Consider the following 14,673-nt stretch of genomic DNA (forward strand, 5'->3'; position numbering starts at 1 on the left):
CGCCGGCTCCGAACGACACGTTCAAGAGCGGGGAACCGGGTGCGTATTCCTCGCCCTCGGGAGTGTTCACACGGGCTTGATGACCGGTGGGCGGACCCGGTGCGGAGCACCGCTGACTTGCACGTACGGTTGACCGCGTAAGCAGAACGCCGTCCTCACGCTGGAACCGCATGAACGTCACCCGAGGCTTCACCGGGCGCCCGCGCGTCCTCGATCCGGGGCTGCCCCCCGGCCAGTACGACGCGGGCGACGACTGGCCCGTCCTGTCCGCCGAGGTCACGCCCGACCTCACGCCAGCCGACTGGACCTTCCGCGTCGACGGTCTGGTGGAGGCGCCCCGCACCTGGGACTGGGACGAGGCGCACGCGCTGCCGGAGTCCGCGTACGAGGGCGACATCCACTGTGTGACGAGCTGGTCGAAGTTCGGCGTGCGGTTCGGGGGCGTGTCCCTGGACGTGTTCCTGGCGGCCGTCCGGCCCGCCGCGTCGGCGACCCACGCCGTCGCGTACTCGCACACCGGGTACACCACGAACCTGCCCCTGTCCGACCTCACCGGCGGGCGCGCCTGGATCGCCTGGGAGTACGACGGGAAGCCCCTCGCGGCCGAACACGGCGGTCCGGCGCGGCTGCTGGTGCCCCACCTGTACTTCTGGAAGAGCGCCAAGTGGATCGCGGGCCTGAGCCTCCTCGACCACGACGAGCCGGGCTTCTGGGAGCAGAACGGCTACCACGCCCGGGGCAACCCCTGGGAGGAGCAGAGGTACGCCGGTGACTGAGACCTTCGCGCCCGTCACCCGGTTCGCCGTGCCGGGCCGGATCGCCGTGAGCAACCGGGCCGCCGCCGTGTGGCAGACGGCCACGCTCACCGAGATCCGTCGCGAGACCCCGCAGGCGGCCACCTTCCGCTTCGCGGTGCCGGCCTGGGCGGGCCACCTGCCCGGCCAGCACCTGATGCTGCGGCTGGCCGCCGCCGACGGCTACACCGCCCAGCGGCACTACTCGATCGCCTCCGCGCCCGACGAGGACGGGCACATCGAACTCACCCTGGACCACGTGGCCGGCGGGGAGGTCTCGGGCTGGTTCCACACCGTCGCCGAGCCGGGCGACGAGGTCGAGGTGCGCGGCCCGCTCAGCGGCTTCTTCGCCTGGCCCGGCGACCGGCCCGCACTGCTGATCGGCGCCGGCTCCGGGGTCGTCCCGCTGATGTCGATGATCCGCCACCACCGGGCACGCGGCCTCGACGTACCGCTGCGGCTGCTGGTGTCCGCACGCGCCCCCGAGGAGCTGATCTACGCGCGCGAGTACGGCGCGGAGACGACGCCCGTGTTCACCCGGAGCGCGCCGGCGGGCGTGCCCGTGGGCCGGCTCACCGCCGCACACGTGGCTCCGCTGTTCGCCGAGCAGCCGACGGGCGGCTGGGAGGCGTACGTGTGCGGCTCCAACGGGTTCGCCGAGCACGCCTCGCGGCTGCTGGTCGAGGCCGGACAGCCGGTGGACCGCGTCCGCATCGAACGCTTCGGCTGACCCCGACACCCCCCCCACACCCCCTCCCGAGCCCTTCCAGAGGGCCGTCGTGGGCGATGCGTGAAACGATGTACTCCGAACGGGGTACGCCACTCATGTGGGCACTCGTACGCGTGACGGCGAGGAGGTCGACATGCGAATCCGGGTGCACGGTCGGCGGCGGCGGAATCCGCTGCGGCGCCGGTCGGACGTCGTGGAGGCGTGGACGGCGCTGGTCGTCGCCGCGCTGCTGCTGGTCGCCGTGCCGGCGGCCGGGGTGCTGGTCGGCCGGTGGGCCCATGCCGACGCGCAGGCGGTCGCGACCCAGCAGCGGGCCGAACGCCACCGGGTGCGCGCCGAGGTCGTCGGCCAGGTACCCGAGACCCTGCCCTCGGCGGACGGCGTCCGGGAACGGACCTACCGCGTGACGGTGCGCTGGACGCCGTCCGGTGAGAAGGCGCGCACGGCCACGGCGCGGGTTCCGGAGGGCACGCACCGGGGCGACCGGGTCGACGTGTGGCTCGACGCGCGGGGGCGGGGCGTCGCACCGCCGACCAGCGGCACCCTGGTGTGGCAGCACACCGTCACCATGGCCACCTGCGCGGCCGGCGGTACGGCCGCCGTGGTGCTCCTCGGGCACGCCGTCGTCCGCCGGGTGGCGATGCGGCACCGGCTGGACGAGTGGGAGCGGGAGTGGGCCCTTACGGAGCCGCAGTGGACGCGGCGCAGGCCCGCCTGAAGCTTCGAAGCTCTTGAGCCCCGAAGCTCCTGACCAGGGGCTGGCGAGGCTTCCCGCCCCGCACGTACGGTGTGATCATTCGCCCGGGCGCTCAACAAAAGGCGGTCCTTCATGCCCCTGTTCGACCTGTCTCTCGAAGAGCTCCGCGAGTACCGCAGCGCGTCCACCGAGCCCGAGGACTTCGACTCGTTCTGGTCCAAGACCCTCCAGGACGCCCGCGAGCACGACCTGGACGCCCGCTTCGAGCCGGTCGACACGGGCCTGACCACCGTGCGGGTGCACGACGTGACGTTCGCCGGGTTCGGCGGTCACCCGGTGAAGGGCTGGCTGGTGCTGCCCGCCGGGGCCGCCGGGGCATCCGAACCGCTGCCCCTGGTCGTGGAGTTCCTCGGGTACGGCGGCGGGCGCGGTCTGCCGCACGAGCATCTGCTGTGGGCGTCGACGGGCCGCGCGTACTTCGTCATGGACACCCGCGGCCAGGGCAGCGCGTGGGGCGGTGGGGGCGGCACCCCGGACCCGGTGGGCGGTGCGCCCTCCTACCCCGGGTTCATGACCCGGGGCATCGACGCCCCCGAGAACTACTACTACCGCCGGGTGATCACGGACGCGGTGCGCGCGATCGAGGCGGCCCGTTCCCACCCGTCGACCGACGCCTCGCGGACCGTGGCGCTCGGCGGGAGCCAGGGCGGCGGCCTCACGCTGGCCGTCGGCGGACTGGTGCCGGACCTGGCGGGTATCGCCCCGGACGTGCCGTTCCTGTGCGACTTCCCGCGCGCCACGACGCTGACGGACCGTCACCCGTACCGTGAGATAGGCCTGTTCCTCAAGACGCACCGCGGTCGCGCCCAGGACGCCCTGCGCACGCTGTCGTACTTCGACGGCGTGCACTTCGCGTCCCGTGGCTCGGCCCCCGCCCTGTTCTCGGCGGCCCTGGAGGACCAGACCTGCCCGCCGTCGACCGTCTTCGCCGCCTTCAACGCGTGGGCGCACGAGGACAAGACGATCGAGGTGTACGAGTTCAACGACCACGAGGGCGGCGGCCCCTACCAGGACGCGGCCAGGCTGCGCTGGCTGCGCTCGTACGCCTGAGCGGCCGACGGCTTCCCTCCGGTCCGACCAGTCGGTACGTTCGGGGTGCCCGGGTCGCATCGTCGCGGTCCGGGGTCCACGCGGACCACGGAGGCCCCATGTCCGAGCACGTGCCACAGGTTCACGGCCACTGCGACCCACGGTTCGCCGCGGTGCGCGCCGCCTTCGAGGAGAACTTCCGCGAGCGCGGCGAGCTGGGCGCAGCGGTGAGCGTCACGGTCGACGGCGTGCCGGTGGCCGATCTGTGGGGCGGCTGGGCCGACCCGGCGCGCACGCGTGCGTGGGAGCGGGACACGCTGGTCAACGTGTGGTCCACGTCGAAGGGGCCGACGGCGCTGTGCGCGCACATCCTCGCCGACCGGGGGCTGCTCGACCTCGACGCGCCGGTCGCCGTGTACTGGCCGGAGTTCGGGGCGGCGGGCAAGGGGCGGGTGCTCGTGCGGCATCTGCTGTCCCACCGTGCGGGGCTCTCCGGACTGCGCGAGCCGCACTCTCTCGAGCAGCTCTACGACTGAGAGTTGACCACCGCGCGACTGGCGGCCACGGAGCCCTGGTGGGAGCCGGGCACCTTGTCCGGCTATCACGCCCTCACCTACGGATTCCTGGTCGGGGAGGTCGTGCGGCGGGTGTCGGGGCTGCTGCCGGGGGCCTTCCTGGAGCGTGAGGTGACCGGCCCGCTGGGCATCGACTTCACGATCGGGCTGCCGGAGAAGGAGGCCGGCCGGGCGGCCGAGCTGGTGCATCCGCCGTCCGCCTCGGCCGGCGAACAGGCGGCGGTCTTCAGCCAGTTGGCGCCTGCGGCCCTCGCCGCCCTGACCAACCCGCCGGTGGGCGTGACCGAGGCCAACTCGCCGCGCTGGCGGGCCGCCGAGCTTCCGGCCGCGAACGGCCACGGCACCGCGCGGGCCGTCGCCGCGCTGTACGGGATCTTCGCCGGCCGGGGCGCGTACGACGGCCGTCGCATCCTCTCCGCGGAGGCGGCCGAGCGGGTGCGGGAGGGGCAGGGCAGTTGCCGGGACGTGGTGCTGGGGGCCGGGTTCGAGCACGACACGGAGGTCGGGCTCGGGCTGTGGCTCAGCGGCCCGAACGGTTCGTACGGGCCCAACCCGCGCGCGTTCGGCCATGACGGCTTCGGCGGCTCCTGCGGGCTCGCGGATCCGGAGGCGGGGGTGTCGCTGGGGTACGTGATGAACCGTATGGGGCCGCACATCGCGAACGACCCGCGAAAGAAGGCGCTGGTGGACGCCCTGTACAGCGCGCTGTGACCGGCTCAGTCGATCCGGCGCGCCTCGACCATACGGACCCGTGGGCTTCCGTCGCTCCTCGTGCCGAACTCGGGCAGGGCGCGCAGGCCGACGCGGAACCCGGCGTGTTCCAGCTCGCGCCGGACCTCGCCGAGCCGGAAGGCGCGGTAGTACATCACGAACGGCGGCCGCCACAGGGCGTTGCGCACCCGCATCACCGCGTCGAAGCCGAGGAGCGTCCAGAAGGCCGGGGAGGACGGACCGGGCGGGGCCGGGACGGGGAACGCGAAGCAGCCGCCCGGCCGCAGCACACCGTGCACCTGGGCGAACAGGCCCGGCAGCTCGCGGGGCAGGAAGTGCCCGAACGCGCCGAAGCTGACGACGAGGCCGAAGCGGGAAGTGAACGGCAGGGCGCGGGCGTCCGCGCGCACCCACGACACGCGCGGGCCCGCCGGACGGCTGCGCCCGCGTGCCTCGTCGAGCATGCCCGCGCTGAAGTCGACCCCGGTCACGCGGCCCCGGCACACCGTGGCCAGGACGTCGATCCCGGCGCCCGTGCCGCAGCACAGGTCGAGGCCGTCCTCGTACGGGCCGGACTCCTTCAGGGCCGAGGCGACCGCGGCCAGGACGGAGTCCGGGGTGCGGAAGGGGGTGTGGTCGAACTTCGGCGCGAGGAGGTCGTAGCCGTGCTCGACGGACGACAGGGCCTGGACGGCGAGTTCGCGCAGGGTGGGGCCTTCGGGGCTGAACATCCGCGTCAGCCTACGGCGTCCGCCGGGTGGAGCGGTGATGGTCGTCAGCGGCGCCCACCCGACATATGTACTGTCCATCAATTTCTGTCCATGTCTGTCAATGAGGTGATCCGATGCGCGCGTTCCGTGAGGCGGTCGAGGCCGGCGATCTCGACGCCGTCGAGGCGCTGTTGGCCGAGGACGTGGTGTTCACCAGCCCGGTCGTGTTCAAGCCGTACCCGGGCAAGGCGATCACCGCGGCGATCCTGCGCGGGGTGACGAGGGTCTTCGAGGACTTCCGCTACGAGCGGGAGCTCGGCGGGGGCGACGGGCGCGACCACGCGCTGATGTTCACGGCGCGGGTGGGCGAACGGGAGCTGACCGGCTGCGACTTCATCCACCTGAACGAGGCCGGGCTCATCGACGAACTCACCGTCATGGTGCGCCCGTTGTCGGGTGCGCAGGCCCTCGCGGCGGCCATGGGCGCGCAGTTCGCGGACATCGTGAAGGAGGCGGAGGCGCGGTCGTCCTCCGCCTCCTGACGTCAGACCGAGGTGGACATGCCGGTGGCCGACCGCCGACCTCGCGGTGAGTCGGCCGCCTGCCGTGGGGCCCTGGGTCGGGCCTCAGTCCTTGAGGTCCCCCAGGGTCGTCCTCGTGTCCCTCTTCAGCCAGTCCGAGACCTCGTCGAGCTTCGGCGGATCGGTGTCGTTGTCGTACGAGGAGTAGTAGGCGCTGTAGCTCATCGTGTAGGTCACCCAGCCGTCCCGTACGGCTAGCGTGGCGTAGAGGGAGCCGGTCGACGAACTGGCGGTGGTGTCGTCGCTGACGAGGTAGGCCTCGTCGCCGATGCCGGTGACGGTCTCCACGTCGTAACCCGTGTGACTGTCGGCGTAGTTCTTCCAGGTGGCGGTGAACTCCGGTCCGGGGTCGGTCTTCTTGTGCCGGTCCAGCTGGACGGAGAGGTAGGCGTCCGAGTAGGTCGATCCGGTCTTCTTCAGGCTGAGGCTGCAGAGCCCCTCGTCGAGGGCGTCGTCCTCGAGGCTGTTGTGGGTCGGGGCGCTGTCGTTCGCCGGGTACTCCTCCTTGAAGGACGAGTAGTCGGTGGCGTTGCACAGGTTCGACGGCGCCGTGTAGCCGCGCAGGTCGGGATCGGCTCCGGTGCCGATGAGGAAGACACCGGCCGCCCACGCGGCCGACGCCGCCACCGCGCCGACCACGGCCCACAGGACCGCCCGTCCGGCGCCTCCGCCCCTCGTGGGCGGCGGCCCGACGACGGGGTACGGGGCGTGCTGGGCGTACGGATTGCCGGGCTGGGGCCCGCCTGGCAGAGCGGGCGGCCCGGCCAGTGTCGGCTGGGCGTAGAAAGTCTGTTGCGTCGGCGGCCCGACGGGGCCCGGCGACTGCGGATGCGGATAGGGATACGCGCTCGGCTGGGCCGGCGCCCCGGACGGCTGCTCCGGCTGCTCCGGAGACTGAGGCGGCGTGGACATGACGTGAAGATAAGGCAGAAACAGCGGTCAAGTCCCTTGCCGTCAGGGATCGTTATGGTCTGGGGACATCTGCCGTAAACTGCGGCGAGGCGGGGATTTTCGTCCCGGCCTCGGTCCCTGTGTGCTGATCTGCCACAGCGAAGGTTGATCGTTTCTCATCGAAGGTCGAGTGCCGATCCGCGTGAGGTGTGCCCGACCTCCGCGAGAACCTGCCTCGGCCCAAACAGAGAAGTCCGGCGCCTCCTCCAGGCGCCGCCGCCCGGCGGAATATGCGATGCCGTGGGCGCGTTGACACCCACCGGAGACGACCAGCATGCTACAGTCCTGGTAGCACTTGTGTACGCCGCATGTCCGTGGCGCCGGTGCCAGTTCCACATCACCTTCAGTTCGCCGCATCACCCGCCCTTTCCGGCCGGTGCAACGGCATTTCTCGCATCATCTCACCGCCCGGATCGGTTCTGCCGCGGTCGAGGTGCTGTTCCCGCCGCCCGAGGTGCGCCGTGCGCCCTCCCTTCGCGGCTGCTCCCCCTCTCCGCATGCCTCATGCCTTCCGTCCTTGAAAGGACCGACCACCACCATGACCACCACTCTCGAACACCCCCCGGTGCAGCAGCCTCCGGCCCGGGTCGCCGCCGGTGTCCTCGACGTCGACGCGAGCGGGAAGGGGCAGTTGCGCTCCGCGGACCTCCTGCCCACGGCCGCCGATCTCCAGGTCCCGGCCGCGCTGATCCGCCGTCACGGCCTGCGCAAGGGCGACCTCGTCGAAGGAGTGCGCGGCACCCAGCGCGCCCTGACCGAGGTCGCGCGCGTCAACGGCCGCATGCCCGACGCGCTGCGCACGCGCCGTCACTTCCGCGACCTCACCCCCCTCCACCCCCACGAGCGGCTCCGTCTGGAACACCCGGCGGCCGGTCTCGCCGGGCGGGTCGCCGATCTCCTCGCGCCCGTCGGCAAGGGCCAGCGCGGGCTGATCGTCGCCCCGCCGAAGACCGGCAAGACCGTGCTGCTCCAGCAGATCGCCGCCGCCGTCGCCGGCAACCATCCCGAGGCGCGGCTGATGGTCGTCCTGCTCGACGAGCGGCCCGAGGAGGTCACCGACATGCGGCGCTCCGTGCGCGGCGAGGTGTACGCCTCGACGTTCGACCGGGCGCCCAGGCAGCACATCGCCCTCGCCGAACTCGTCATCGAGCGGGCCAAGCGGCTCGTCGAGGCGGGCGAGGACGTCGTGATCCTGCTCGACTCGCTGACCCGGCTGTGCCGGGCCCACAACAACGCGGCCGCCGCCGGGGGCCGCACCCTCAGCGGCGGGGTCGACGCCACCGCGCTGATCGGCCCCAAGCGGTTCTTCGGCGCCGCACGGGCGGCCGAGGAGGGCGGCTCGCTCACCGTCCTCGCCACCGCCCTGGTCGAAACCGGCTCCCGCGCCGACGACTTCTACTTCGAGGAACTGAAGAGCACCGGCAACATGGAGCTCCGCCTCGACCGCGAACCCGCCTCCCGGCGCGTCTTCCCGGCCGTCGACATCAACCTCTCCGGCACCCGCCGCGAGGAACTCCTGCTCTCCCCCGGCGAGTTGACCGCCATGCGCGGCCTGCGCCGGGCCCTGCAGACCCGGGACGGCCAGGCGAACCTGGAGACGCTCCTGGAGCGGATGCGCGAGACCCCGGACAACGCGACCTTCCTGCGCCGCATCCAGCCGACGCTACCCGCCGCCTGACGCGACGTCCGATGCGACGCCTGACGCGACGTCTCATGCGCGACGTGCGGCATCCGGGTGCTCACGGGTACCTGTTCGGCACGGGCAGCGCGGGGAACGCCGGGTTCGTTCCTACGTTGATCATATGACGATCGGATTCTCTTCCCGGGCTGCTGTGGCGGCCTGCGCGTTCTGTGTGGCCGGCGCTCTGGCCCTCGGGCCCGCCGCGGTCGCCGCCCCGGCCGCCCCGGCCGCCCCCGCCGCCCCCGCCGCCCCCGCCGACGCGGACCCCGGAGCACCGGCGCCCGGCAGCCTCGCCGTGCCCGGCGGACCCGGCGGACCGGGTGGGCCACGGGTGATGGCGCCGCAACCGTCCCTGCTGTACCGCTCCGGCACACTGGTCAGGCCCCACCGGGACACCCCCGAGGTCCCGGACGTCTCCGCCCTGTCGTGGCTGGTGGCCGACGCGGGGACCGGCGAGGTGCTCGCCGCGTCGAACGCGCACCGCAGGCTGCCCCCCGCCAGCACGCTGAAGACCCTCTTCGCGCTGACGGTGCTGCCGACCCTGCCCGGCGGTCTACGGCACCGGGTGAGCGAGGAGGAGCTCATGGGCATCGGGCCCGGCAGCAGCCTCGTCGGCGTCGCCGAGGGACACACGTACCAGGTCGCCGACCTGTGGCGCGGGGTGTTCCTCAACTCCGGCAACGACGCGGTGCACGTCCTGGCGGCGCTCAGCGGCGGCTGGGACGCAGCGGCCGTCCGGATGCAGGCCAAGGCACGCTCCCTGGGCGCCCTGGACACGCACGTGCGGTCGCCCGACGGGTACGACACGCCGGGCCAGGTGTCGTCGGCGTACGACCTGGCGGTGTTCGGGCGGGCGGGGCTGCGCGACGCGGACTTCGCGCGGTACTGCGCCACCGCGGAGGCGAGCTTCCCCGGTGACGGGGGCGGGTCGTACGGGATCGCGAACACCAACCGGCTGCTGACCGGGGCGGACGGCGTCGAGCCCTATCCGGGGCTGATCGGGATCAAGAACGGCTACACCAGCAACGCCGGCAACACCCTGGTCGCCGCCGCCCGCCAAGGCGGGCGCACCCTCGTCGTGACGGTGATGAACCCGCAGGCGGGCGGCGGGTTCGCCGTCTACGAGGAGGCGCGCGAGCTGCTGGACTGGGGGTTCGCGGCCGCCGGGCGGGTCGACGCGGTGGGCTCGCTGGACGCGCTGCGGGAACGGGCGCTCCCGCAGCGCGTCCAGCGTCCTCAGCCGGGACCGGGACCGGAGCGGCCGACCCCTGAGCGGCCGACCCCGGTGGGCGCGTCGGCGCCCGTCGCGGCGGCGACCGCCGGCGGCGGTGCTCCGGCCTGGTCGGGCTGGTCGGCGGCGGCACTGATCGCGGGCGTCGCCGGGCTGGGCGGGGCCGCCGTGGCGCTCGTGCTGCGGCTCACGGGCCGCCGCCCGTCGGAGAGGTGACCGACCGGCAGCCACAGCAGCAGACCGAGCGTGATCCAGGTGTAGGTGTTGCTGCCGAGGAAGCCGTCGACGCCGGACGCGTCGTGGAACCACAGCCACACCACGCTGGTGCACAGCACCGCGTACAGGGCGCCCGCGACGCGTCGGCGCCCCGCGCGGATCAGCACGGCGAACGACGGCAGCAGCCAGACCAGGTGGTGCACCCAGGTGACGGGGCTGACCAGGCAGGCGGTGAGGCCGGTGAGGGCGAACGCCGCCTGCCAGTCCCCCGCGGCCACCGCGCGCCGGGCCCGCCACGCCCACCAGCACAGCGCCGCCAGGGCCAGCACCCCCCAGACGGCCCGGCTCTCCACGCCCAGCCGGGCCAGGACGCCCTGGAGCGACTGGTTGGAGACGTAGTCGAGCCGGCCCACGCGGCTCGTGTCCCACAGGGCGTCCGTCCAGTAGAAGCGTGAGGCGTCGGGGGCGACCAGGGCCGCGAACGCCGTGGCGGCGGCTGCCACGGCCGTGGCCACGGCCGCCTCCCGCCAACGGCGGGTGACCAGCAGCAGGCCGATGAAGAGCGCGGGCGTCAGCTTGACCGCCGCCGCCAGGCCGATGCCGACCCCGGCCCAGCGGGTCCGGCCGGTCGCCAGCAGCCACGCGTCGGTCAGGACCAGGGCCAGGAGCAGCAGGTTGACCTGACCGAAGCTGAAGGTGTCGCGCAGCGGTTCGAACAGGGCGAGGGCGCAGACGGCGAGGCCGGCGCCGTACCAGCCGCAGCGCCGCCACCGCGGCCCGACCAGCACCCGGACGACGACGGCCAGCGCCGCCAGGTTGAGCAGCAGGGCGGCGAGGATCGCGGTGCGCAGGCCGACCAGCGCCATCGGCAGCATGGCGACGGCCGCGAACGGCGGGTAGGTGAAGCCGTACGACGTGCCCGGCACCCGGTAGTCGTAGACGCGGCCGCCGTCGTGGATCCAGCTGTTGACGGTGCCGTAGTAGACGCGCAGGTCGAACCAGTCGCGCAGCAGCGGAACCGTCGCGGTGAAGGCGGCGACGAGGGTGGCGAGCGCGAGCAGCAGCAGGAGGCGGCCGCGGTCGGTGCGGGGCGGTTTCGGACCCCGGACGGCATTCGGTCTCATGCCGTACGCCCCAGGGCGGTCGGCGTCCGTGCCGCGAGGTGGGCCTGCCACAGGACGACCACGGCGAGCGCCCCGCCGGAGACGGCGAGCATCAGGCGGCCCGTGTCGGCGGGGCCGCCGTCGGGCAGGACGGCGAGGGCGAGGACGCCCGCCACGGCCGCCGTACGGTGCCGTATCAGGGTGTCGGGGGCCGCCGCGGCGATGAGGAACAGGCCCCACAGCGCGTACCAGGGGCGGATCGCCGGGCCGAACGCGGCCACCGCGGCGAGGCTCAGACCGAGCGCGTACACCGGGCGCGGGCGCAGCCGCCACCAGATGACGACGAGGGCGACGGCCGTCGCCGCGAGGCCCAGCAGGTGCCAGACGGGGATCGCGAGGGGTGCCAGGTCGCTGCCGAGGTGCTCCAGCAGGGCGCGGGTGGCCCGGCCGAGCAGGCTGGTGAGCGCCCAGTTCTGCGCGGAGACGGGGGTGTCCAGGGCGCCTATCCAGCCGTATCCGGTGCCCGCGACGGCGGTCGCCGCGACCGTGGTGACGGCGGCCGCGGCCCCCGTCGTCAGCAGGGCCGGGACCGGGCGCCGGCCGGCCCGCAGTTGCAGGACCACGACCGCGACGAGGCCCAGCGCGGCGGGTGCCTTGACCAGGGCGGCGAGGGTGATCAGGACGGCTCCCGGCACCGGTCGGCGGCCGAGCGCGGCGGCCAGGCCGACGCCGAGCAGGCCCAGCATGATCGCGTCGTTGTGGGCGCCGGCCACCAGGTGCAGCAGCACCAGCGGGTTGAGGGCGCCGAGCCAGAGCGCGGCGGCCGGGTCGGCGCCGCAGTGCCGGGCGATCCGGGGCAGGGCGGCCGTCATCAGCGCCACCCCGAACAGCGCCACGCACCGCATACCGAACAGCCCGGCGGACAGCGCACCCCGGGTCGCACCGGCCAGGGCCCCGGCGAGGGCGAGGAAGACGGGGCCGTACGGGGCTCCGGTGTGCCGCCACAGCGGGGCGACCTCGTCGACGAGCGGACCGCCGAGCCGGGCCGGACCGTGCGTGTACACGTCGAGATGCGCGTCCACCATGGCGCCCTGGGCCAGGTAGCTGTACACGTCCCGGCTGAACAGCGGGGGCGCGATCAGCAGCGGCGCCGCCCAGACGACGAGGACCAGGACGAGGGCGCGCGGGGTCGGCGGATCCGCGCCGCGCACCAGCCGGCCCAGCAGGACCCAGGCCGTGGTCAGCAGCACCAGCCCGCAGTAGACGCCGACCAGACCGAGCGCGGCGTGCACCGACGACGGGGCCAGGAGCTCGCGGGCGGGCAGCGCGCCGGCCGTCTCACCGCCGAGCGCGAGACAGGCCGTGCCGGCCAGGCCCAGCACCTGACAGCGACGGAGATCGATGGGGAACGCCTTGGCCGACACTCCGTCATGGTGTCGACGCCGGGTGACCGGAGAGCGACGCCCCGCCCTCCGCACGGCGGCCTGCGCGTGAGCGGCGGGTGAGCGGGCGCGGCCGGGGCGATGAGTTCCGCGGGCTCGGAACAGCTGCGGGTTCAGAACACGGACAGACCGGTCAGGGTCGTGAACCGGTCCAGGGCGGCCACTCCTGCCACCGAGTTGCCGCGTTCGTCCAGGCCCGGACTCCATACGCACAGCGTGCAGCGCCCCGGTACGACGGCGATGATGCCGCCGCCCACGCCGCTCTTGCCGGGCAGTCCGACCCGGTAGGCGAAGTCGCCGGCCGCGTCGTAGGTGCCGCAGGTCAGCATCACCGCGTTGACCTGCTTGGCCTGGCTGCGGGTGAGCAGCCGGGTGCCGTCGGCGCGGACGCCGGGCCGGGCGAGGAAGCCGGTGGCCAGCGCGAGGTCGGCGCAGGAGGCGCTGAGGGAGCACTGGCGGAAGTACTGGTCGAGGAGGACCGGTACGTCGTTGTCGATGTTGCCGTAGGACGCCATGAAGTGGGCGAGGGCGGCGTTGCGGTCGCCGTGCGCGGACTCGGAGGCGGCGACCTCCTCGTCGAAGTCGAGCGTGGGGTTGCCGCTCTCGGCGCGCAGGAAGCCGAGGAGTTCTCCTGCCGCGTCCGCGGTACGGGTGTGGAGGCGGTCGGTGACGACCAGCGCGCCCGCGTTGATGAACGGATTGCGCGGGATGCCGTTCTCGTACTCCAACTGGACCAGGGAGTTGAAGGGGTTGCCCGAGGGTTCGCGGCCCACGTGCTCCCAGAGCCCGTCGCCCTCGCGGGCCAGGACGAGGGCGAGGGTGAAGACCTTGGTGAGGGACTGGGCGGAGAACGGCTCCCGCCAGTCCCCCACGCCGTACACCGTGCCGTCCGGTTCCGCGACGGCCATGCCGAAGCTGCGCGGGTCGCGGGCCGCGAGGGCCGGGATGTAGTCGGCGGGGCGGCCCCGGCCGGGGGCGTGTGCGAGTTCCGCGGCTATGCGCTCCAGGACCGGCTGGAAGGCACGGGACGACGTCGTTGTCATGTCGTGTCCGGTGCCGGCAGACCGAGCTCCTCGTTGGCGAGGGCGGCGGCCTCCTTGACCGCGGCGAGGGCGTCGATGAGGTGCGGGCGGGCGGAGATCGGGTCGAGTGCGCGGGCCGGGTGGATGTGGCCGACCGGTTCGCCGCCGCCGAGGAGCGGTTCGCCCGCGAACTCGGTGAGGAGGGCCGGGTCCACGCCGGCTCGGGCGAGGGCGGCCGCCGTCACCGGGACGCGGGCGCGGTTCGCGCCGTCGGAGATCTTGACGGCGACGGCCCGGCCGTCGGGGAGGGCGGCGACCTCGACGCCCTCGAAGCCGTCCTTGGCGAGCAGGCCGGGGACGGCCCGCATCAGGGCGGCCACGTCCCGGCCGGCGCCGGAGGCCATCTCGGCGTGGTCGCGCATGGCGTCCGCGACCCGGGCCTCCGGGGTGCCGGGGGCCGCGGTGGTGATGCGGGCGGCGGCCCGGGCGAGGCCGTGCAGGGAGACGGAGAAGAGGGGGGCGCCGCACCCGTCGACGGTGACCCGTGCGATCCGCTGTCCGGTGAGGTCCTCGACGATCTCGGCGATGACCTGCTGGAGGGGGTGCTCCGGGTCGAGGTAGCCGTCGAGGGACCAGCCGTTGAGCGTGCAGGTGTACAGCATGGCGGCGTGCTTGCCGGAGCAGTTCTGGGCCAGGCGGGAGGGCTCGCGGCCGTCCCGGATCCACGCGTCGCGGACCGCCGGGGCGTACGGCAGGTCCGGGACGTTGCGCAGGTCGTCCTCCGTGACACCGCCCAGCTCGAGGATCCGCCGGGTCCCGGCGAGGTGGCGTTCCTCGCCGGAGTGGCTGGCGGCGGCGAGCGAGAGCAGCCCGCCGTCGAGCGGCAGCCCGGCCCGTACCATGGCGACGGCCTGGACGGGCTTGAGCGCCGAGCGCGGGTAGAACGCGGCCTCGATGTCGCCGAGCTGGAACTCGACCTCACCGCCCGCGCCGAGGACGACGACGGAGCCGTAGTGGATGCCCTCGGTCACCCCGCGGCGCACGAGATGGGCGACGGGTGCGTGGAGGGGTTCGCGGATCGCGGGGGCCTGGGCGAGGGAACTGCCGTACATCACTGCCTGGATCTCGGGTGGGCTGTCG

12 protein-coding genes and 2 pseudogenes are annotated in these 14,673 nt (G+C 73.7%); 8 read left to right on the plus strand and 6 right to left on the minus strand.

Annotated features, from left to right (window positions below; translation table 11 throughout):
* Positions 1-170: 170 nt before the first annotated feature.
* The 5 genes and pseudogenes from OG352_RS02115 to OG352_RS02135 all read left to right on the plus strand — a co-directional run bounded on the left by OG352_RS02115 (position 171) and on the right by OG352_RS02135 (position 4,596).
* Positions 171-776, plus strand: coding sequence for a sulfite oxidase-like oxidoreductase (locus OG352_RS02115; RefSeq protein WP_329213690.1), 606 nt, complete (start codon positions 171-173; stop codon positions 774-776).
* Entirely contained in the window at positions 769-1,524 is a 756-nt protein-coding gene (locus OG352_RS02120) for a ferredoxin reductase (protein ID WP_329213692.1), read from the plus strand. Before OG352_RS02115 ends, OG352_RS02120 begins: the two co-directional genes overlap by 8 nt.
* A 133-nt stretch (positions 1,525-1,657) precedes the next feature.
* Positions 1,658-2,242, plus strand: a complete 585-nt coding sequence (locus tag OG352_RS02125; protein ID WP_329213694.1) for an Rv1733c family protein — start codon at positions 1,658-1,660, stop codon at positions 2,240-2,242.
* A 111-nt stretch (positions 2,243-2,353) separates the two neighbouring features.
* Positions 2,354-3,331 carry an acetylxylan esterase gene (locus OG352_RS02130; protein WP_329213696.1) on the plus strand — a complete coding sequence of 326 codons (978 nt, stop codon included), beginning with the start codon at positions 2,354-2,356 and terminating at the stop codon, positions 3,329-3,331.
* Between the two features lie 98 nt (positions 3,332-3,429).
* Positions 3,430-4,596 (plus strand): annotated as a pseudogene (locus OG352_RS02135) (serine hydrolase domain-containing protein).
* A gap of 5 nt (positions 4,597-4,601) precedes the next feature.
* On the opposite strand, the gene OG352_RS02140 reads toward OG352_RS02135, so the two are convergent.
* Entirely contained in the window at positions 4,602-5,327 is a 726-nt protein-coding gene (locus OG352_RS02140; RefSeq protein WP_329213698.1) for a class I SAM-dependent methyltransferase, read from the minus strand.
* Between the two features lie 113 nt (positions 5,328-5,440).
* On the opposite strand from OG352_RS02140, the gene OG352_RS02145 reads away from it, so the two are divergent.
* Entirely contained in the window at positions 5,441-5,848 is a 408-nt protein-coding gene (locus OG352_RS02145) for a nuclear transport factor 2 family protein (protein WP_329213700.1), read from the plus strand.
* 84 nt (positions 5,849-5,932) lie between these two features.
* Here OG352_RS02145 and OG352_RS02150 read toward each other — a convergent pair whose 3' ends face one another.
* Positions 5,933-6,799: a hypothetical protein gene (locus OG352_RS02150; RefSeq protein ID WP_329213702.1), complete on the minus strand. Its 867-nt coding sequence runs from the start codon at positions 6,797-6,799 to the stop codon at positions 5,933-5,935.
* A gap of 577 nt (positions 6,800-7,376) precedes the next feature.
* On the opposite strand from OG352_RS02150, the gene rho reads away from it, so the two are divergent.
* Together rho and OG352_RS02160 are read left to right on the plus strand one after the other, a co-directional pair.
* On the plus strand, positions 7,377-8,516 hold the full coding sequence (gene rho / locus OG352_RS02155) for a transcription termination factor Rho (RefSeq protein ID WP_329213704.1): 1,140 nt from the start codon (positions 7,377-7,379) through the stop codon (positions 8,514-8,516).
* A 124-nt stretch (positions 8,517-8,640) separates the two neighbouring features.
* Entirely contained in the window at positions 8,641-9,966 is a 1,326-nt protein-coding gene (locus OG352_RS02160) for a D-alanyl-D-alanine carboxypeptidase family protein (RefSeq protein WP_329213707.1), read from the plus strand.
* A 272-nt stretch (positions 9,967-10,238) separates the two neighbouring features.
* On the opposite strand, the pseudogene OG352_RS02165 reads toward OG352_RS02160, so the two are convergent.
* From OG352_RS02165 to OG352_RS02180, 4 genes and pseudogenes are all read right to left on the minus strand, one after another.
* A pseudogene (locus OG352_RS02165) lies at positions 10,239-11,090 on the minus strand (glycosyltransferase family 87 protein); the annotation flags it as partial.
* Positions 11,087-12,718, minus strand: coding sequence for a polyprenol phosphomannose-dependent alpha 1,6 mannosyltransferase MptB (gene mptB / locus OG352_RS02170; protein WP_329213709.1), 1,632 nt, complete (start codon positions 12,716-12,718; stop codon positions 11,087-11,089). The gene mptB and the pseudogene OG352_RS02165, both read right to left, overlap by 4 nt.
* Positions 12,625-13,554 carry a glutaminase gene (locus OG352_RS02175; protein ID WP_329213711.1) on the minus strand — a complete coding sequence of 310 codons (930 nt, stop codon included), beginning with the start codon at positions 13,552-13,554 and terminating at the stop codon, positions 12,625-12,627. The genes mptB and OG352_RS02175 overlap by 94 nt, the downstream gene beginning before the upstream one ends.
* Positions 13,551-14,645, minus strand: coding sequence for an asparaginase (locus OG352_RS02180; protein ID WP_329223671.1), 1,095 nt, complete (start codon positions 14,643-14,645; stop codon positions 13,551-13,553). Before OG352_RS02180 ends, OG352_RS02175 begins: the two co-directional genes overlap by 4 nt.
* Between the last annotated feature and the right edge of the window lie 28 nt (positions 14,646-14,673).

Origin of the sequence: Streptomyces sp. NBC_01485 (genome assembly GCF_036227125.1) — a bacterium.
Taxonomy (GTDB): domain Bacteria; phylum Actinomycetota; class Actinomycetes; order Streptomycetales; family Streptomycetaceae; genus Streptomyces.

Coding starts and splice junctions, on each gene's coding strand:
- OG352_RS02140 (WP_329213698.1), bottom strand. CDS start 5,327: ATGTTCAGCCCCGAAGGCCCCACCCTGCGCGAACTCGCCGTCCAGGCC.
- OG352_RS02115 (WP_329213690.1), top strand. CDS start 171: ATGAACGTCACCCGAGGCTTCACCGGGCGCCCGCGCGTCCTCGATCCG.
- OG352_RS02180 (WP_329223671.1), bottom strand. CDS start 14,645: ATGTACGGCAGTTCCCTCGCCCAGGCCCCCGCGATCCGCGAACCCCTC.
- rho (WP_329213704.1), top strand. CDS start 7,377: ATGACCACCACTCTCGAACACCCCCCGGTGCAGCAGCCTCCGGCCCGG.
- OG352_RS02160 (WP_329213707.1), top strand. CDS start 8,641: ATGACGATCGGATTCTCTTCCCGGGCTGCTGTGGCGGCCTGCGCGTTC.
- OG352_RS02175 (WP_329213711.1), bottom strand. CDS start 13,554: ATGACAACGACGTCGTCCCGTGCCTTCCAGCCGGTCCTGGAGCGCATA.
- OG352_RS02150 (WP_329213702.1), bottom strand. CDS start 6,799: ATGTCCACGCCGCCTCAGTCTCCGGAGCAGCCGGAGCAGCCGTCCGGG.
- OG352_RS02130 (WP_329213696.1), top strand. CDS start 2,354: ATGCCCCTGTTCGACCTGTCTCTCGAAGAGCTCCGCGAGTACCGCAGC.
- OG352_RS02145 (WP_329213700.1), top strand. CDS start 5,441: ATGCGCGCGTTCCGTGAGGCGGTCGAGGCCGGCGATCTCGACGCCGTC.
- OG352_RS02125 (WP_329213694.1), top strand. CDS start 1,658: ATGCGAATCCGGGTGCACGGTCGGCGGCGGCGGAATCCGCTGCGGCGC.
- mptB (WP_329213709.1), bottom strand. CDS start 12,718: ATGGAGTCCGGGCCTGGACGAACGCGGCAACTCGGTGGCAGGAGTGGC.